The organism is Allobosea sp. GW821-FHT03A12, from assembly GCF_058986765.1.
Map to the genome: position 1 here is coordinate 908,934 of NZ_JBYSVZ010000003.1, position 17,741 is coordinate 926,674.

18 protein-coding genes are annotated in these 17,741 nt (G+C 66.9%); 12 read left to right on the plus strand and 6 right to left on the minus strand.

Features of this window, described 5'->3' with window-relative positions; all coding sequences use genetic code 11:
- Positions 1–92 precede the first annotated feature (92 nt).
- Positions 93–656: a DUF2239 family protein gene (locus tag AC3WLC_RS11815; RefSeq protein WP_493684114.1), complete on the minus strand. Its 564-nt coding sequence runs from the start codon at positions 654–656 to the stop codon at positions 93–95.
- Between the two features lie 98 nt (positions 657–754).
- On the opposite strand from AC3WLC_RS11815, the gene AC3WLC_RS11820 reads away from it, so the two are divergent.
- Complete coding sequence (locus AC3WLC_RS11820; protein WP_493684115.1) at positions 755–1,090, plus strand: GIY-YIG nuclease family protein; 336 nt, start codon at positions 755–757, stop codon at positions 1,088–1,090.
- Positions 1,091–1,270: 180 nt separating this feature from the next.
- Here the strand turns inward: AC3WLC_RS11820 and AC3WLC_RS11825 are convergent, their stop codons facing one another.
- Together AC3WLC_RS11825 and AC3WLC_RS11830 are read right to left on the minus strand one after the other, a co-directional pair.
- Entirely contained in the window at positions 1,271–2,377 is a 1,107-nt protein-coding gene (locus AC3WLC_RS11825; RefSeq protein WP_493684116.1) for an NAD(P)/FAD-dependent oxidoreductase, read from the minus strand.
- Positions 2,374–3,549, minus strand: a complete 1,176-nt coding sequence (locus AC3WLC_RS11830) for a M20 aminoacylase family protein (protein ID WP_493684117.1) — start codon at positions 3,547–3,549, stop codon at positions 2,374–2,376. Before AC3WLC_RS11830 ends, AC3WLC_RS11825 begins: the two co-directional genes overlap by 4 nt.
- A gap of 228 nt (positions 3,550–3,777) precedes the next feature.
- On the opposite strand from AC3WLC_RS11830, the gene AC3WLC_RS11835 reads away from it, so the two are divergent.
- A complete protein-coding gene (locus AC3WLC_RS11835; protein WP_493684118.1) occupies positions 3,778–4,728 on the plus strand; it encodes a phosphoribosylaminoimidazolesuccinocarboxamide synthase in 951 nt (316 codons plus the stop codon).
- Positions 4,729–4,826: 98 nt separating this feature from the next.
- Positions 4,827–5,411 carry a hypothetical protein gene (locus AC3WLC_RS11840; protein ID WP_493684119.1) on the plus strand — a complete coding sequence of 195 codons (585 nt, stop codon included), beginning with the start codon at positions 4,827–4,829 and terminating at the stop codon, positions 5,409–5,411.
- A gap of 54 nt (positions 5,412–5,465) precedes the next feature.
- On the opposite strand, the gene AC3WLC_RS11845 is transcribed toward AC3WLC_RS11840, so the two are convergent.
- Positions 5,466–6,434, minus strand: coding sequence for a threonine ammonia-lyase (locus AC3WLC_RS11845; protein WP_493684120.1), 969 nt, complete (start codon positions 6,432–6,434; stop codon positions 5,466–5,468).
- 152 nt (positions 6,435–6,586) lie between these two features.
- Between AC3WLC_RS11845 and argE the strand changes: the two genes are divergently transcribed.
- The 6 genes from argE to AC3WLC_RS11875 all read left to right on the plus strand — a co-directional run bounded on the left by argE (position 6,587) and on the right by AC3WLC_RS11875 (position 13,710).
- Positions 6,587–7,735, plus strand: coding sequence for an acetylornithine deacetylase (argE, locus tag AC3WLC_RS11850; RefSeq protein WP_493684121.1), 1,149 nt, complete (start codon positions 6,587–6,589; stop codon positions 7,733–7,735).
- 239 nt (positions 7,736–7,974) lie between these two features.
- On the plus strand, positions 7,975–9,564 hold the full coding sequence (locus AC3WLC_RS11855) for an ABC transporter substrate-binding protein (RefSeq protein WP_493684122.1): 1,590 nt from the start codon (positions 7,975–7,977) through the stop codon (positions 9,562–9,564).
- Positions 9,565–9,778: 214 nt separating this feature from the next.
- Positions 9,779–10,759, plus strand: coding sequence for an ABC transporter permease (locus tag AC3WLC_RS11860; protein ID WP_493684123.1), 981 nt, complete (start codon positions 9,779–9,781; stop codon positions 10,757–10,759).
- Between the two features lie 8 nt (positions 10,760–10,767).
- Positions 10,768–11,715 carry an ABC transporter permease gene (locus tag AC3WLC_RS11865; protein ID WP_493684124.1) on the plus strand — a complete coding sequence of 316 codons (948 nt, stop codon included), beginning with the start codon at positions 10,768–10,770 and terminating at the stop codon, positions 11,713–11,715.
- Between the two features lie 4 nt (positions 11,716–11,719).
- Positions 11,720–12,721 carry an ABC transporter ATP-binding protein gene (locus AC3WLC_RS11870; protein WP_493684125.1) on the plus strand — a complete coding sequence of 334 codons (1,002 nt, stop codon included), beginning with the start codon at positions 11,720–11,722 and terminating at the stop codon, positions 12,719–12,721.
- The gene (locus AC3WLC_RS11875) at positions 12,718–13,710 is read left to right on the plus strand and encodes an ABC transporter ATP-binding protein (protein WP_493684126.1); all 993 of its coding nucleotides are present in this window, start codon (positions 12,718–12,720) and stop codon (positions 13,708–13,710) included. Before AC3WLC_RS11870 ends, AC3WLC_RS11875 begins: the two co-directional genes overlap by 4 nt.
- 128 nt (positions 13,711–13,838) lie before the next feature.
- Here AC3WLC_RS11875 and AC3WLC_RS11880 read toward each other — a convergent pair whose 3' ends face one another.
- Positions 13,839–15,092 carry a peptide ABC transporter permease gene (locus tag AC3WLC_RS11880; RefSeq protein ID WP_493684127.1) on the minus strand — a complete coding sequence of 418 codons (1,254 nt, stop codon included), beginning with the start codon at positions 15,090–15,092 and terminating at the stop codon, positions 13,839–13,841.
- A gap of 397 nt (positions 15,093–15,489) precedes the next feature.
- On the opposite strand from AC3WLC_RS11880, the gene AC3WLC_RS11885 reads away from it, so the two are divergent.
- Both AC3WLC_RS11885 and mobA read left to right on the plus strand, forming a co-directional pair.
- The gene (locus tag AC3WLC_RS11885) at positions 15,490–16,029 is read left to right on the plus strand and encodes a hypothetical protein (protein WP_493684128.1); all 540 of its coding nucleotides are present in this window, start codon (positions 15,490–15,492) and stop codon (positions 16,027–16,029) included.
- Complete coding sequence (gene mobA / locus AC3WLC_RS11890) at positions 16,026–16,649, plus strand: molybdenum cofactor guanylyltransferase MobA (RefSeq protein WP_493684129.1); 624 nt, start codon at positions 16,026–16,028, stop codon at positions 16,647–16,649. The genes AC3WLC_RS11885 and mobA overlap by 4 nt, the downstream gene beginning before the upstream one ends.
- A gap of 27 nt (positions 16,650–16,676) precedes the next feature.
- On the opposite strand, the gene AC3WLC_RS11895 is transcribed toward mobA, so the two are convergent.
- The gene (locus tag AC3WLC_RS11895) at positions 16,677–17,078 is read right to left on the minus strand and encodes an SRPBCC family protein (RefSeq protein WP_493684130.1); all 402 of its coding nucleotides are present in this window, start codon (positions 17,076–17,078) and stop codon (positions 16,677–16,679) included.
- A gap of 169 nt (positions 17,079–17,247) precedes the next feature.
- Here AC3WLC_RS11895 and AC3WLC_RS11900 point away from each other — a divergent pair, with 169 nt between their 5' ends.
- Positions 17,248–17,736, plus strand: coding sequence for a VOC family protein (locus AC3WLC_RS11900; RefSeq protein WP_493684131.1), 489 nt, complete (start codon positions 17,248–17,250; stop codon positions 17,734–17,736).
- Positions 17,737–17,741: the final 5 nt, after the last annotated feature.

Sequence of the window (17,741 nt, forward strand, 5' to 3'; positions counted from 1 at the left end):
TCAGCCGACGAAGCAATCCAGGGGCGTAGAGCACGGCCGCTCCTAGATTGCTTCGCTACGCTCGCAATGACGACTCTACTAGAGCCCGACGCTCAATCCTCGTCCCGCACCGCGCTCCAGGCCAGTTCCTGTGCATAGGTGCGGATGTCGGCCGGCCAGCCCGCCGCCTGCCGGAAGAAGCCGATCTCGTCATTGGCGAAGAGCGCGCGTGTCGCCTCCTCGAAACCGGGCAGGTTGCCGGCAAGCGCGTTCATGAAGCGATAGGCGGCCTCGCGGGCGATCCTTCCCAGCGTCTCGCCGCGATCGCCGCGCCTGGCTTCGTCGATCAGGCGCCGCAGCGCCTGCGAGGCCCCGCCGGGCTGCGCCGACAGCCATTCCCAATGCCGCGGCAGCAAGGTCACTTCGCGCGCGACCACGCCAAGCTTCGGCCGGCCGCGCCCGCGTGGCTCGTCGCCCAGCCGCGCCACGATCTCGGCTGGCGTGCCGCGTAAGTCGAGATCGATCACCCGTCCGCTCGTATCGTCGAAGGTCAGCAGCGCCGCTTCTGGGCGTTCGCTGAGGCGTCGCTGCACGGCGAGGGCGACCTCGGCCAGGCGGCCGCGGGCTAGGATGGCGTTGCCGTCGAAGGCGGTCGAAAGGCGGTCGGCGTCGGACATGATCGGTTCCCGGTGATGTCATTAAATACCCGGATAAAAATACTTGAGTCAATATTGCCCGGATGATATTTGCGGCGACCTCAATCACGGAGGGCGCGATGCGTCACGAGGACAGGAAGGTCGCCGTCGCGGCCTATAAGGATCGCAAGGTCGTGGCCGGCATCTATCTGGTGCGTTGCCTTGCGACCGGAGAGCGCTGGGCCGGGCAGGCGCCGGATCTCTCGACGATCCAGAACCGCATCTGGTTCACGCTGCGCCATGGCAGCCACCGCCAGCGCAGCCTGCAGGCGGCCTGGAACGCCCATGGCGAGGACGTCTTCGTCTTTGAGGAGATCGAGCGGCTCGACGAGAAGGCGCTGGAGGCCGGCCGCGAGCGCGTCATGAAGGCGCGGCTGGCGCATTGGTGCGCGGAGTTGGGGGCGGAGGCGGTGTGAGGTAGGGCGCGGGACCCTCTCCTGGAAGGAGAGGGCAGGGTGAGGTGTGGCCGCTTGACCAGCGCCGCGAGGCCTGACCGCGCGGCGGGGTTCGGGCTAACGATGTCTTTCCGAACACCTCACCCCCACCCCTCTCCTTCCGGGAGAGGGGATCCCGCGCTTCCTCACCACGGTTGAGCCTCAGGCCGCCAGCCGCCCCACCACCAGATCGGCGATCGCCAGCGAGCTCGTCAGCCCGGGGCTCTCGATGCCGAGCAGGTTGACCAGCCCCGGCACGCCATGCACCGCCGGCCCGTCGACGCGGAAATCCACGATTGGCTCGGTCGGCCCATGCAGCTTCGGCCGGATGCCGGCATAGTCGGCGACGAGTGCGCCGTCCGGCAGGCCGGGCCAATAGGTCCGGATCGCCGCGTAGAACTTCTCGGCGCGGGCGGGATCGACGACGAGGTCCTGGTCGTCATCGACCCATTCGACATCGGGCCCGAACTTGACCCGGCCGGCCATGTCGATGGTGGCGTGGATGCCGAGGCCCGCCGCTTCCGGCACCGGATAGACCAGATGCGAGAAGGGCTGCTTGCCGAGCAGCGAGAAGTAGTTGCCCTTGGCGAAATACTGCTTCGGCACAAGCTCTGACGGAAAGCCGTCGAGCTTGCCGAGCAGGCGCGGCGCGTTATGGCCGGCCGCGTTGACCACGGTGTTCGCGGTATAGGTCGCGGGATCGTCGCCGCCGAAATCGACGCTGAAGCCGTCCGCCTCGCGCCGCCAGGCCAGGATCGGCGTGTTCAGGGCCAGCGAGCCGCCGGCGGCCTCGCATTCGCCGAGCAGCGACAGCATCAGCGCATGGCTGTCGACCGTGCCGGTCTCGGGCGAGAACAGGGCAATCTCGCAGGTCACCTCCGGCTCGAGCGCCTTCGCTTCGGCGCCATCGAGCCAGCGCACCGAGCTAACACCCGAAGCCTCGGCGCGCGCCGCGATCGTTTCCAGCGCCGGGCGCTGGCCGGCATGGGTGCCGACGATCAGCTTGCCGCAGGCTTTGTGCGGCAGGCCGCGCTCACGCAGATAGGCGTAGAGGCGCTGGCGCCCCTCGACGCAGACCCGTGCCTTCAGCGAGCCCGGCGGATAGTAGATGCCGGCATGGATGACCTCGCTGTTGCGGGCCGAGGTCTGCGTGCCGATCCCCTCGGCGGCTTCGGCGATCACGACCTCGCGGCCGGCGAGCGCAAGCGCGCGCGCCGTCGCGAGGCCGACGACGCCGGCCCCGATCACCAGGCAATCGATGTCGCTCATGCTGCGCGCTGCGGCATCGCCATCTCGACCAGGCTCGCCCAATAGGTCATGCCCACGGGAATCGCCTTGTCGTTGAACTCATAGGCGGGGTGGTGCAGCCCGGCCGACTCGCCATTGCCCATGAAGATATAGGCGCCCGGCCGCTCCTCCAGCATGAAGGAGAAATCCTCCGAGCCCATGGTCGGCGGTACGGTGGTGTCGATCGCCTCCTTGCCGAAGGCGCTCTTCGTCGCGCTGGTGACGAAGTCGGTCTGGCCGGCATGGTTGAAAGTGACCGGGTAGCCGCGCTCGTACTCGATCTCGAACTTCAGGCCGAAGGCCTGGCAGGTGCCGGTGACGATCTCGCGGAAGCGCTTCTCGGCGAGGTCGCGCATCTCCGGTGAGAGCGAGCGCACCGTGCCCTTGATCACCGCGTGCTGCGGGATGACGTTGAAGGCTTCGCCGGCCTGCAGCGCCGTCACCGAGACGACGACGGAATCGAGCGGGTCGGCATTGCGCGAGGCGATAGTCTGCAGCGAGGTGACGATCTGGCAGGCCGAGACCAGCGGGTCGATGGTCTCGTTCGGCTTGGCGGCATGGCCGCCGCGGCCTTCGAGCTTGATCAGGAAGCGGTCGGCAGCGGCCATCATCGGCCCCTTGCGGATGGCGAATTGGCCGATCGGCAGCCCCGGCATGTTGTGCAGGCCATAGACCTCCTGGACGCCGAAGCGCTCCATCAGGCCGTCCTTGCACATCTCGCGGCCGCCGCCGCCACCTTCCTCGGCCGGCTGGAAGATCACGATCGCGGTGCCGTCGAAATCGCGAGTCTGCGCCAGGTATTTGGCGGCGCCGAGCAGCATGGCGGTGTGCCCGTCATGGCCGCAGGCGTGCATCTTGCCCGGTACGGTCGAGCGATGCTCGAGATTGGTCTCCTCATGGATCGGCAGCGCGTCCATGTCGGCGCGCAGGCCGATGACCTTGCCGGAATCCTGGCCCTTGCCCTTGATCACGCCGACGACGCCGGTGCGCCCGATCCCGGTGACGACCTCGTCGACGCCCCACTCCTTCAGCTTGTCGGCGACAATGCCGGCGGTGCGCTGCACGTCGAAGAGCAGCTCGGGATGGCGGTGGAAGTCGCGGCGGATCGCGCTGATCTCGGGTTCGATCGCGGCGATGAGATCGGATTTGGCCATTGTGTCCTCGACAGGTCGCGGCCCTGCAGGAAGCAGGTCGGCAGAAAACGGGTTGCCAGGCGCGCACGCTAGCCCGGAGCCATGCGTCCTGTCCAAGCCGATTGCGGCATGAGGGGTGGGAGGCTGGCGAATGCATCGCGCTCGGCTGTCCATATCGCTGCGAAAACGTTAAGAGCCACGCAGCCGGAGACTGTCGCTCCGGGCGATTCCGAGCTGACGAGTGCTGCCATGTCCGAGGCGAACACGATCCGCGATGTCACCATCCCGGAGCTGCCGAACCATTATCGCGGCAAGGTCCGCGAGAATTACGACCTGCCGGATGGGCGCCGGATCATCATCGCGACGGATCGCCTCTCCGCCTTCGACCGCGCCATCGCCTGCATTCCGTTCAAGGGCCAGGTGCTGACTCAGACGGCGCGCTTCTGGTTCGAGCAGGCCGCCGACATCTGCCCCAATCACGTCCTCGACTATCCCGACCCGAATGTCGTGGTCGGCAAGCGGCTCGATATCCTCCCGGTGGAGATCGTGGTGCGCGGTTATCTCGCCGGCACCACCGGCACCTCGATCCTGACCATGTACAAGCAGGGCCAGCGTGAGATGTATGGCGCCCGCTTCCCCGATGGCCTGCGCGACAACGAAGCCTTGCCGCAGGCGATCATCACCCCGACCAGCAAGGCCTTCGACGGCGGCCATGACGAGCCGCTCTCGCCGGCTGAGATCCTGGAGCAGGGCCTGCTGACCAAGGCGCAGTGGGAGACGCTGTCGGACTATGCGTTGAAGCTCTTCGCCCGGGGCCAGAAGCTCGCCGCCGAGCGCGGCTTGATCCTCGCCGACACCAAATACGAGTTCGGTACCGATGCCGAGGGCAGGATCATCCTGGCGGACGAGATCCACACGCCCGATTCGAGCCGCTACTGGTTCGCCGGCAGCTATCCCGAGCGCTTCGCCAAGGGAGAGAAACCGGAGAGCTTCGACAAGGATTTCGTGCGCAACTGGGTCGCGGCGCGCTGTGACCCCTATAACGAGCCGATCCCCGCGATCCCGGACGAGCTGATCGCGCAGACCTCGCAGGTCTACATCAAGGCGTTCGAGACGATCACGGGCAAGACCTTCGAGCCGCCGGCGGCGGATGTGCCGCCGCTGGAGCGGATTCGGCGGAACCTGGCGCGCTATTTCTGAGGCAGGTTGCGGCTCGGCTGCCCCGCGCTGGCGCCACGGAACAGCCGCAGTGCGCGCGCGTTAATGGTTGACCGTCCTTGTCGTCGAGGGAGGCCGCCATGCGCCGCCTGATCGTTCTCGCCGTTTCGCTCGTTCCCCTGCTCGCCTTTGCCGCCAATGATGTCTCGGCCCAGGCCCTGAGTGGCGGCGTTGGCCCTGGCGGTGCCCGCGCGATCGGCGGCCTCAGTGGCGGAGGGCGGGCTCTCTCCGGTGGCGGCTTCGGTGGCTATCGTGCCGGCCTTTCAGGCGGAGGCTACGGCTATCGCGGCGGCTATTACCGCGGCGGCGGTGGCTGGGGTTACCGGCCGGGTGGCTGGTATGGCGGTGGCGGCTATTATGGCCGCCCGGGCTATTGGCGGCGCGGCTATTATGGCGGTGGCTGGGGGTGGGGCGCCGGAGCCCTCGCGGCGGGGGCCATTCTCGGCACGGCCGCGGCCTATCCCTACTACTACGGCACGCCCTATTACGACGAGCCGGCCTACTACTATCGCCGGCCCTATTACGCCGCTCCGGTGTCGTCGGGCGTTGGCGACTACTGCCGGACGCCGGTCAGGACCTGCCAGCTGATCAACCCGTCGGATCTCGGCGCAGGCTGCTCCTGCCGGGTCGCTGGCGGACGGGCACGCGGCACTGTCATTCCCTAGGAGTGGCGCACGAATCCGAGGGCGCGCCGGTGACCGGCGCGCCTTTCCTTTGTCTCAGAGCCCGAATTCCTGCCGCCAGCGCTCGATGTCGTCGAGCGCGACGTTCGAGCCGCACAGCACCAGCGCGATGCGCTCGCCCGGCTTGAACTGATCCTTGCGCGCCATCGCGGCCGCGACCGTGCAGGACGCTGCCGGTTCGAGCAGGACGCGGCCGTTCTGCAGCACCCAGACCAGCTCGCGCACGGCTTCGGCATCGGGCACCACCACGATCTCCTCGAGGAACTGGCGCGCCGCCGCCATGGTCCGCTCGGTCGCGAAGGGCGCGCCGAGCGTGCGCGCGATCGAGGTCGGACGGATCGGCACCGGCTTTCCGGCTTCGAGCGCCTGCGTCATCGTCGTCGCGCCCTCGGTCTCGACGCCGTGGATGCGCACGGCCGGGTCGAGGCCCTTCAGCGCCGCGCCGACGCCGGCCGAGAAGCCGCCGCCGCCGATCGAGATGAAGACATGGTCGATCCGCCCGCCGGCATCGGCCGCGAGCTCGAGGCCGACCGTGCCGTGGCCGGCGATGATCGCCGGGTCGTCATAGGAATGGACATGGGTCATGCCCTTGCCCTCGTACTCCTCGGCCTTGGAGAAGGCGGCGAGCGCATCCTCGCAGAGCTCGACCTCGCCGCCCGCTTCCTGCGTCAGGCGGATATTGAGCGGGGCGACGTTCTTCGGCATCAGCACCAGCGCCCTGATGCCGAGCATGCTGGCGACCAGCGAGACGGCGATGGCGTGGTTGCCGCCTGAGACGGTGACGACGCCACGCGCCCTTTCGGCTTCGGTGAGGCCGAGCAGCTTGTTGTAGCAGCCGCGGACCTTGAACGAGCCGGCGAGCTGCAGGCTCTCGACCTTGACCACGGTCTCGACGCCGAGCCTGGCGGAGAGACCGGCGCTCATGAAGGTTGGCGTGCGCCGGACCTTGCCGGCGATGCGGGTGGCGGCGGCCTGGATATCGGCGAGGGTGACGTCGAAGGACATGGCGGACTCACGCGCAAATTCGGTTGGCCGGCACAACAGCGCGCCGGGCGCAGCCCGGTCAAGCGCAGGATGGCGATTGACGACAGGCAATGCCCGCGTAGCCTGCCGGCACGGTTCATGCCTGTCGGCCAGTTCATTGGAGATTTTCACCCGTGCGTTATTCCCCCAAGGAGATGCTGGCCAAGCTGGTGTCGTTCAACACCGAGTCCTGGCGCAGCAATCTCGAGCTGATCCATTTCTGCCGCGACTATCTCGCCGCGCATGGGGTCGAGAGCACGATCGTGCCGAGCCCGGACGGCGAGAAGGCCAATCTCTACGCGACGGTCGGGCCGCAGGTCACCGGCGGCGTCGTCCTCTCCGGCCATACCGATGTCGTGCCGGTCGAGGGCCAGGACTGGAGCTCCGATCCGTGGACGCTGACCGAACGCGACGGCAAGCTCTACGGCCGCGGCTCCTGCGACATGAAGGGCTTCGACGCGATCGCGCTGGCATTGGTGCCGGAGATGCTGGAGGCGCGTCTGAAACGGCCCTTCCACATCGCGCTCTCCTATGACGAGGAGGTCGGCTGCATCGGCGCCGCGATCATGATCGACGCAATGGCGGAAGCCGGCCTGAAGCCCTCGGCGGTGATCGTCGGCGAGCCCTCGATGATGCAGGTCGTCACCGGCCACAAGGGCGGCACCCGCATGAAGACGACGGTGCGCGGCCACGCCGTGCATTCGAGCCGCGTCGACATCGGCGTGCCCGCCGTCATGGTCGCCGGCAAGCTGATCGCCTGGCATGATGACGTGATGCAGGAGAACAAGGCGAAGGCGAATGCCGGGATCGCGTTCGAGCCGCCCTATTCGACGCTGCATGTCGGCGTCGTCGCCGGCGGCACCGCGGTCAACATCACCGCCGAGCATGCGACCTTCAGCCATGAGGTCCGCGTCATGCCGGGCGACGACACCGACTATGTCGCGCGCTACCGGGCGAAGATCGCCGAACTGGAAGGGCCGATGAAGGCGATCGCGCCGGAGACCGGCATCACCATGGAGATCACCTCCCAGACGCCGCCGCTGGCGCCGGAGAAGGAGGGCGCGGCCGAGACGCTGTCGCGCCGCATTACCGGCGACAATGCCAGCCATGTCGTCGCCTACGGCACCGAGGGCGGCCTGTTCCAGGCGGCCGGCTGGTCGACCGTGGTCTGCGGCCCCGGCGATATCGCCCAGGCGCACCAGCCGGACGAGTTCATCACCGTGGCCCAACTGGACGCCGGCACGGCCTTCGTCCGTGCGCTGATCACGGAGCTGGCCCGCTGAGGGTGCAAAGGGCGGGGTGCTTCCTTGCGAGGGTTTGCTCCGCCCTTCGCAACTTCGTGCGTTGTATTAGTAAGACTCGCAACAAAGTTCGATCTGGAACGAAGTCGATCGGCCGCACTGGACGCGGGCTTCGAACCGTCATTAATCTGCCGCCTTCGTCGGCTTGCCGCCAAAATAAGCAGGCAGTCGGCACCGCTCCTGGGGAGGAGTGGTTTCTAGCCAACCGGGAGCAGTCTCACATGTCGTTCAAGACCCATTGCCTGGCAGCCGTTGCCGCCCTGGCCTTGATGTGCGGGGCTGTGCAAGCCCAGACCTTGCGATACGCCAACCAGGGCGAGCTCAAGTCGCTCGACCCCTACACCGTCAACGAGACCACCACCAACGCCCATCTCGGCCACCCCTATGAGGGTCTGACTGCGCGCGGCAAGGATCTCAAGATCGAGCCGGCTCTCGCCGAGAAATGGGAAATCTCGGATGACGGCCTGAAGTGGCGCTTCACCCTGCGCAAGGGCGTCAAGTTCCATGGCGGCGAGGATTTCACCGCCGATGACGTGATCTTCTCGGCCGACCGTGTCCGCGCCCAGGGCTCGAACTTCACCACCCGCATCCCGACAAGCGCCAAGTTCGTCAAGGTCGACGACTTCACGGTCGACGTGATCCTGACCACGCCGAACCCGATCCTGAACGCGCAGTGGGACACCTGGTACATCATGTCGAAGAAGTGGGCGGAGGCGAACAACGCCGTCGCCCCGACTCCCGCGGCCGCGACCACGCCGAGCCACGCCTCGCTCAACGCCAATGGCACCGGCCCTTACAAGATCGAGAGCCACCAGCCGGGCGTGAAGACCGTCTTCAAGCTCAACGAGAATTACTGGAAGAAGATCGAAGGCAACGTCAAGGAGATCATCTTCACCCCGATCTCCTCGGACGCCACCCGCGTCGCCGCGCTGCTCTCGGGCGAGGTCGACGTGATCGAGCCGGTTCCGATCCAGGACATCCAGCGCGTCAACGCCTCCGGCAACGCCCAGGTCCTGACCGGGCCTGAGCTGCGCACCATCTTCCTCGGCTTCGACCAGACCCGCGACGAGCTGCTCGAATCGAGCGTCAAGGGCAAGAACCCGTTCAAGGATCCGAAGGTCCGCCAGGCCTTCTACCAGGCGGTCGACATCGAGACGATCAAGAGCCGCGTCATGCGCGGGCTCTCGACCCCGTCGCCGCTGATGATCGCGCCGGAGCTGTTCCCGACCGCCGGCTTCACCCGCGCCAAGTTCGACACCGAGGCCGCCAAGAAGCTGCTCGCCGAAGCCGGCTATCCGCAGGGCTTCGAGGTCGGCATGGACTGCCCGAACGACCGCTACGTCAATGACGGCCAGATCTGCCAGGCCGTGGTCGGCATGCTCGCCCGCATCGGCGTGAAGGTGAACCTCAACGCCCAGCCCAAGGCGCAGTTCTTCGCCAAGGTGCTGAAGCCCGGCGGTTACAAGACCTCGTTCTACCTGCTCGGCTGGACCCCAGGCACCTTCGACAGCCACAATGTCCTCTACGACATCCTCGGCTGCCGTGACGTCGCCGGCTCCTCGCGCGGCGAGTCGAACCTCGGCAATTACTGCAACAAGAAGGTCGACGAGCTGACCGACAAGATCCTGGTCGAGTCGGACACCGCCAAGCGCAACGCCATGATCGGCGAGGCCTACAAGATCACCGTCGACGAGTTCTCCTACATCCCGCTGCACCAGCAGGCCCTGGCCTGGGGTGTGTCGAAGAAGGTGAAGCTCGCCCAGCGCGCCGACAATTCGGTGCTGCTCTACTACGCCACCAAGGAGCAGTGAGGGTTTGAAGGGCGCGCGGGCGGCAAGCTCACGCGCCCTTTCTCTATCTGCAGAATAGATGCCGTCCTGATCAGCTTGCATTGCAGGCCGGTCGGGAAAACGGTCTCTATCCATGGTTGGAGATGGTTTCCCGATCAGACTGATTTGACCTGATCGGACCCGGCTCCAGAGGCCGTTCCGCGCGAACGGCGTCGGTTTCCTTGTAAGGGCGAACATGCTCGCATTTGTCCTGCGTCGGCTGTTCCAGTCATTGATCGTGATGCTCGCGGTCGCGCTCATCGCCTTCACCATGTTCCGCTTTGTCGGCGACCCGGTGAATCAGATGGTCGGCGTCGACACGCCGCAGGAGCAGGTGGCGCAGCTGCGCCAGAGCCTCGGCCTCGACGAGCCGGTGGTCGCCCAGTTCGCGCGCTACATCTACAATGCTGCCCGGCTCGAATTCGGCGTTTCCTATCAGTTCCGCCTGCCGGTGATCTCGCTGCTCGGCGAGCGCGCCCCGGCGACGCTGGAGCTCGCCTTCATGTCGGCGCTGTTCTCGCTGCTCGTCGGCATCCCCATGGGCGTCTACACGGCGCTGCGCCGCGACAGCTGGCTGGCGAAGATCTTCCAGACGGTCTCGCTGGTCGGCATCAGCCTGCCGACCTTCCTGATCGGCATCCTCCTGATCTACCTGTTCTCGGTCACGCTCGGCTGGCTGCCCTCCTTCGGGCGCGGCGAAGTCGTCAAGATCGGCAATTGGTGGACCACTGGCTTCCTGACTGCTTCGGGCTGGAAGGCGCTGATCTTGCCTTCGATCACGCTCGGCCTGTTTCAGATGACGCTGATCATGCGCCTCGTCCGGGCCGAAATGCTCGAGGTGCTGCGCACCGATTACATCAAGTTCGCCCGCGCCCGCGGCCTCAAGACGCGCGCCATCCATTTCGGCCATGCGCTGAAGAACACGCTGGTGCCGGTCATCACCATCGCCGGCCTGCAGCTCGGCTCGATCATCGCCTTCGCCATCATCACCGAGACGGTGTTCCAGTGGCCGGGCATGGGCTTGCTCTTCCTCAAGGCGGTGCAGCAGGTCGATATCCCGATCATGGCCGCCTATCTCATGTTGATCTCCTTCCTGTTCGTCAGCATCAACCTGATCGTCGACCTGCTCTATGCGCTGGTCGATCCGCGCCTGCGCGCGACGATCGGGGCGCATTGAGGCCGGTCATGAGCGCGCAACCCGCTTCCCCCTCGAAACAGCCGCCCTCGCTCTGGGCCCGCATCCTCGACAGCGACATCCTGGCGAGCTTCCTGCGCTCCAAGGTGACGATGGTCGCCGCGGTGATCGTGCTGGTGCTGTTCATCGGCGCGTTCTTCTCGCCCTGGATCGCGCCGACCAACCCGTTCGATCCGGCGACCGTCTTCCTCTCCGACGCCAACATCCCGCCGGCCTGGCAGCAGGGCGGCGATCCCAAATTCATCCTCGGCACCGACGACCAGGGCCGCGATCTCTATTCGGCGATCCTCTATGGCCTGCGCGTCTCGCTGATCGTCGGCCTGCTCGGCGTCGCGCTGGCGGCGACGATCGGCATCACGCTCGGCCTGCTCGCCGGCTATCTCGGCGGCCGCGTCGACTCGCTGATCATGCGCATCGCCGACGTGCAGTTGACCTTCCCGGCGATCCTGATCGCGCTTTTGATCGACGGCGTCGTGCGCGGCATCTTCAAGCACGCCAACCGCGAGGACACCGCCCTCTACGTTCTGGTGATCTCGATCGGGCTCTCTTTCTGGGTGCAGTACGCCCGCACCATCCGCGGCTCGACATTGGTCGAGCGCAACAAGGACTATGTCCAGGCCGCCCGCCTCGTCGGCCTGCCGGCGCCGCTGATCATGCTGCGTCATGTCCTGCCGAACGTGATCGGCCCGGTTCTGGTCATCCTGACCATCAACCTGGCGCTCGCGGTCATCACCGAGGCGACGCTCTCCTTCCTCGGCGTCGGCCTGCCGCCGACGCAGCCTTCGCTGGGCACGCTGATCTCGATCGGCAACCGCTATCTGTTCTCCGGCGACTGGTGGATCGTCACCTTCCCGGGTGTGACGCTCGCCATTCTGGTGCTGGCGGTGAACCTGCTCGGCGACTGGCTGCGCGACGCCCTGAACCCGCGGTTGAGGTGAGCCGATGACCGAGACCGTTCTCTCCGTCCAGGATCTCACCGTCGAGTTCGTCACGCGCCGCGGCACGCTGCGCGCGCTCGACAAGATCTCCTTCGACATCGCCCGCGGCGAGGTACTCGGCGTGGTCGGTGAATCCGGCGCCGGCAAGTCGGTCACCGGCTCGGCCATCATCGGCCTGATCGATCCGCCCGGCCGCATCGCCGACGGCAAGGTCGTGCTCTCCGGCGAGCGCGTCGACCATCTCCCGCCCGAGCAGATGCGCCGCGTCCGCGGCAAGCGCATTGGCATGATCTTCCAGGACCCGCTGACCAGCCTGAACCCGCTCTACCGGGTCGGCGAGCAGTTGATCGAGACGATCCAGACCCATACCGACCTCAACGCGGCCGATGCCCGCAAGCGCGCCATCGCTTTGCTCGACGAAGTCGGCATTCCCGCGCCGGAGCGGCGCATCGACGGCTATCCTCACGAATTCTCCGGCGGCATGCGCCAGCGCGTCGTCATCGCGCTCGCGCTCTGCGCCGAGCCGGAATTCATCATTGCCGACGAGCCGACCACGGCGCTCGACGTCTCCGTGCAGGCGCAGATCATCGGCCTGATCAAGCGCCTCTGCAAGGAACGCGGGACGTCGGTGATGCTGGTCACCCACGACATGGGCGTCATCGCCGAGACGGCCGACCGCGTCGCGGTGATGTATGCCGGCCGCGTCGCCGAGATCGGCCCGGTGCGCGAGGTGATCAAGCAGCCGCTCCACCCCTATACGCAAGGGCTGATGGGCGCGATCCCCTCGATCACTGGCGATGCCGAGCGGCTCGTGCAAATCCCCGGTTCGATGCCCAGGCTTTCCAGCATCCCCCAGGGCTGCGCCTTCAACCCGCGCTGCTCCAAGGTGTTCGACCGCTGCCGGATCGACCGGCCTGAGCTCATCGATGTCGGCGGCCACCAGGTCGCCTGCCATCTCTACGACAAGGCCAAGGCGCCGGCCGGCAAGACGGAGATCGCGGCGTGAGCGAGAAAGCCTTCGTCCAGGTCCGTGACCTCAAGCGCGTCTTCGACGTCTCCAAGCCCTGGCTCAACCGTGTGCTGGAGCGCCAGGACAGGCAGCTGCTCAAGGCCGTCGACGGCGTCTCCTTCGACATCCGCAAGGGCGAGACCTTCGCGCTCGTCGGCGAGTCCGGCTCGGGCAAGTCGACCGTGGCGCGCATGGTCGTCGGCCTGCTGAACCCGTCCGGCGGTACGGTCTCGATCGACGGCGTCTCGATGAACGACGTCAACGTCGCCCAGGAGCGCCAGCGCCTGCGCAAGCGCATCCAGATGATCTTCCAGGACCCTTACGCCTCGCTCAATCCGCGCTGGCGCGTCGGGCGGATCATCGCCGAGCCGATCCGCGCCTTCGGCCTGATCCAGGGTGATGCCGCGATTGAGGCGCGCGTCGGCGAACTGCTCTCGCTGGTCGGCCTGCATCCCGACGACGGCAAGAAGTTTCCGCACGAATTTTCCGGCGGCCAGCGCCAGCGCATCGCTATCGCCCGCGCGCTTGCCTCCAATGCCGAGTTCATCGTCTGCGACGAGCCGACCTCGGCGCTCGACGTCTCCGTCCAGGCGCAGATCCTCAACCTGATGCGAGACCTGCAGGAGAAGTTCGGGCTGACCTACCTCTTCATCAGCCACAACCTCGCTGTCGTCCGGCACATGGCGACCCGCATCGGCGTGATGTATCTCGGCCGCCTCGTCGAGGTCTCCGACGGCAAGCAGCTCTTCGCCGCCCCGCGCCATCCCTACACCAGGATGCTGCTCGAGGCGGTGCCGGACCTCGCCATGATCGGCAAGCCGCGCGAGGGCGTGAAGGGCGAGATCCCGAACCCGATCAACCCGCCCTCGGGCTGCACCTTCCATCCGCGCTGCCCGCTGGTCTTCGATCGCTGCCGCATCGAGAACCCGCCGGCGATCGACGGCGTCGCCTGCCATGCGGTCAATGCGGGGCGGGAAGCGGCTTGAGCTTGGCCGTCATTCTCGGGCGAAGCGAAGCGCAGACCCGAGAATCTCGTGACGAGAAGGCGTTGATGGAGCTTCGCCCTGCCTGAGATGCTCGGGTCAAGCCCGAGCATGACGGCGAGGAGTCCTCTCTACTTCCCGGCCGGCAGGCTCGGCGCCTTCGGTCGCCGGCTGAGCGGCGCGACGGGGCGCTCGGTGCGGTACTGGCCGCGGGCGATCGCGGTGAACAGCAGCGCGACCGCGGTCAGCGTCATCAGCCACCAGGTCTGGAACGAGGCGAAGCCGAGCGCTGCCAGCGCGAAGGCGGTGACATAGGCGGCGACGCCGCCGGCGGCGAGGGCGCCCGGCATGCGGCCGGCGGCACTGACCGCGAAATAGAGGCAGAGCGCTGCTGTCGCCGCGCCGACAAGGCCGAGTTCGTACCAGGTCTCGAACAGGATCGTGGTCGGCACCTCCAGCGGCAGCGCCCCTGTGGTGCGCCCGCGCAGTACCGTGTCGAGCCCGTGGCCGGTGATGAGCTGCACCGGGCGGCTCGAGATGATGTCGGCCCAGATGTCGAGCCCGGTGCCGACCGTGCTGAACACCGCCGGCGAGAGCCGGAAGAACGGCAGCAGCAGGAAGGGCAGCAGCGGGGCGAGCAGCATCAGCCCGGCCATGATCCCGCCCATCAGCCGGGCGCCGACGATGCGGTTGGCGCTGACCGCGCCGAAAGCGATCGCCCCGCACAGCATCGCCATCGCCTCGCCATCCTCGATACGCGATAGCGCGAGCAGGCCGACCACCAGCGCCAGCCCCAGCGCCGTCAGCCCGCGCTCGCGCGACAGGAGCCAGGCGAGCGCCGGCCAGGCCATGATCAGCACGACGCTGACGCCGCGCTCGACGCTGCCGGCCGCGTCGGCCGCGCGCGAGTCGACCGGGCCGAGCGCCTCGGTCAGGAGCAGGCCGAGCGCGAAGATTGCGGCGGTGCCGGCACCGAGCGCCGCAAGGTTGAGGTTCGAGGCGCGCATGCGCTCCGGCAATGCCGCCGCGCCGGCAAAGCCGAGCGCCACCGCAAGGAAGAGATTCGCCGCCTTCTCGGTGGCCGAACCGGTATAGGGGCTCCAGACCAGGGAGAGCACCGCCCAGCCGACCAGCGCCCACAGCGTCAGCCCGGCGCGGCTGAAGATCGAGGACCGGATATTGCCGGCGAACCAGCGCGGTGCCTCGATCAGCGCGGCGATCGACAGAAGGATCACGCCGATCGGCACCAAGACGACCGCGGCGCGGCGCGAGACCAGCGACGCTAGCGGCAAAGCGAGCGCCAATGTCGCGAAGCCGATGCGGCGCAGAAGCAGCGCGGCGTCGGTCGCGGGATCGAGGGGCGTCTGGGCGTTCGGGCGGATCATGGGCAGGCGATGCTCGGCGAGCCGCGCCCGGCCGGGATGCCGGGAACAGCCCAGCCTACCCTAGCGCCCGTCGCGGCCTTCGACTGTAGGTGCGCTGCAACACTGGCAAAGCATCTCATGCAGATTGGAACGCCTAAAGTTCGCTGGCTGAGCCGGCCGCTCCATGGGATGAAAGGATCACGATGACTGCTCCGCTCGCCGCGATCGTCCATTCCTCAGGTTTTCCCAACGACGACCTGATGGCGGAGGGCGCCGACGTCCTGAAGCGTCAGGCCGCGGCCCGGCGATGGCCAGGGCAAGCGCTGCCTGCGGCTGGCCGGCGGGGGCTGCATCGTCTTCGACCTGGCAGCGTCGGGGGAGCGCGGCAGGCGTCGCTGCTAGGGGCAGGGGAGGGGACATGAGCTCTTCAATGGATCAAGGCTTGCTCGGATCATCACCCGAGCATCTGCTCGATACGGGTGAGACGCCGATCTGGTGGGACAAGCCTCGTCCGATGAACTATGCGCGCGCCAAATTCGGATTCAACATTCCGTTTTTCGTGTTCTTCACGGGTTTCGCGGTGTTCTGGATGTATAAGGCCTCGGAAGCCGGCGGCATTTTCTGGATGTTCGGCCTGCTGTTCTTTGGGGCGGGCCTGTGGGGTTTGAGCGAGCCTGTGCGACGGTATCTAGCGGCGCCACGAGTCCAATATCTTCTGACCGATCGCAGAGCGGTGATCGCGACAGATAGGTCAGTCAAAAGCGTCTCCTTGAGCAGGATCGAGTTCGTCGAGCTCAATCTTGCCGGGGATGGAGTGGGAGATGTCTTCTTCATCGCCGAGCAGGTGAAGGACGGCGAAGGGGGAACGAGCACACATCGCGACGGCTTCGTCGGTATCGCCGATGCGCAGAAAGTCGAGCGGGAGCTGAGACGGCTGCAGCAACTGGCCCTGTCATGACCCATAGCACCTTCGGCCTCCTGCTCGCCGGTGGGCTCGCGCACCGCATGGGCGGCGGCGACAAGCCGCTGCGGATGGTCGCCGGCCGCACCATCCTCGCCCATGTGATCGAGCGGCTGGCGCCGCAATGCGCCGGGCTCCTGCTCAACGCCAATGGCGATCCCGGCCGCTTTGCGGACTACGGCCTGCCTGTTGTCGCCGACGACGTGCCGGATTTCGCCGGGCCGCTCGCCGGCATCCTCGCGGGACTCGACTGGCTCGCCACGAACCGGCCGGGGACGGAATGGCTGGTCAGCGTCGCCGCCGACACGCCCTTCATCCCGCGCGATCTGGTCGTCCGGTTGCAGAGGGCGCAGGCAGAGGCCGGCGTGCCGCTTGCCTGTGCCGTTTCAGGCGGTCGGACCCATCCGGTGATCGCGCTCTGGCCGGTCTCGTTGCGCCAGGATCTGCGTCACGCGCTCACGGTCGAAGACGAGCGCAAGGTCTCGCGCTGGGCGGCGCGCCATGGTGTGGCCATGGCCGAATGGCCGGCCGAGCCGGTCGATCCCTTCTTCAATGCCAACCAACCGGACGATCTCGCCGAAGCCGAGCGGCTGCATGCCATGCTCGGCAACGCCTGAAGCCAACGAGGTTGGTCGCCTCTCACGTCAGCTCTCAAGCAAGGCCTTCAAGCGCGCGAGGTCGGCCGCGACCCATTCGGCGTCGCGGGCGAAGTCGTCATCGGTCATCTCCGGGCGCCTGAACAGCGTGAACACCACCTCGCTGCCGCTGCCATTGGCGAGCGCCCGCATTGGATTGTGCATCGGCGCGCCATTGTCAGGGATCACGGCGTGGTCGAGCACGCCGTAGCGGTTGGGCTCGCTGAACATCACCCGCATTGGACCCATTGGCGTCCTGGCGCGATAGGTCATGCCCTCGACATGGACGAACCCGTCGCCGAGCCCTTCCGCCCATTTTGGGAAGTTCGTGGGGTCGGCGAGGAAGCCGTAGACCTCCTCGATCGGCCGCTCGATCGCGATGCTGATATGGCGTGTCGGCAGGATGGGCATGATCGCCTCTCCATCGTTTTCATCAATCAATGATAGAACATAACATGAACAAAATTTCCTGTCATCGCGCATCGGTGATGGGCCGTGCGCGAGCCCGCCGCGGATCGATCAAGGATCCGCCGGCTTCGCCCGGCTTCTTTCCCAGCGGCGACGGATGAGGAGATTCGCGATGGAGCATAGTATCGGCGTCGGCCTGACGGTTTTCGTGCAGCACGGACGGGAGCAGCAGGCCGCCGACTTCTACAGCGAGGCCTTCGAAGCGCGGCAGCTCCGCAAGCACAGGGTCGATGGCGAGCTTGCCGGGGTCGAGATGCTCATCGGCGCAACGCGGGTGTCCGTCGCCGGCTCCAACCCGCGTCGTGAGGAGGAGCCGTCCTATGGCGGCCCGTTCTTCCCCAAGGCGGCCGGTGCGGTCAGCACGATCATCCAGCTCACGGTGCCCGATATCGAGGCCTGCTTCGCCCAGGCAATCGTCGCCGGGGCAGCGCTGCGCGACCGCGTCCAGACCGATGTCGAGGGGCGACGGGTCGCCTCGCTGTTCGATCCGTTCGGCCATATCTGGGTGCTGATCGAGCGGCAGGCGGAAATCACGGCTGTCAGCTCCGATCAACGCGCCATGCACGCTGATCGGCCTGTCAGCCCGGCACTGCGAGCTTAGCCTCG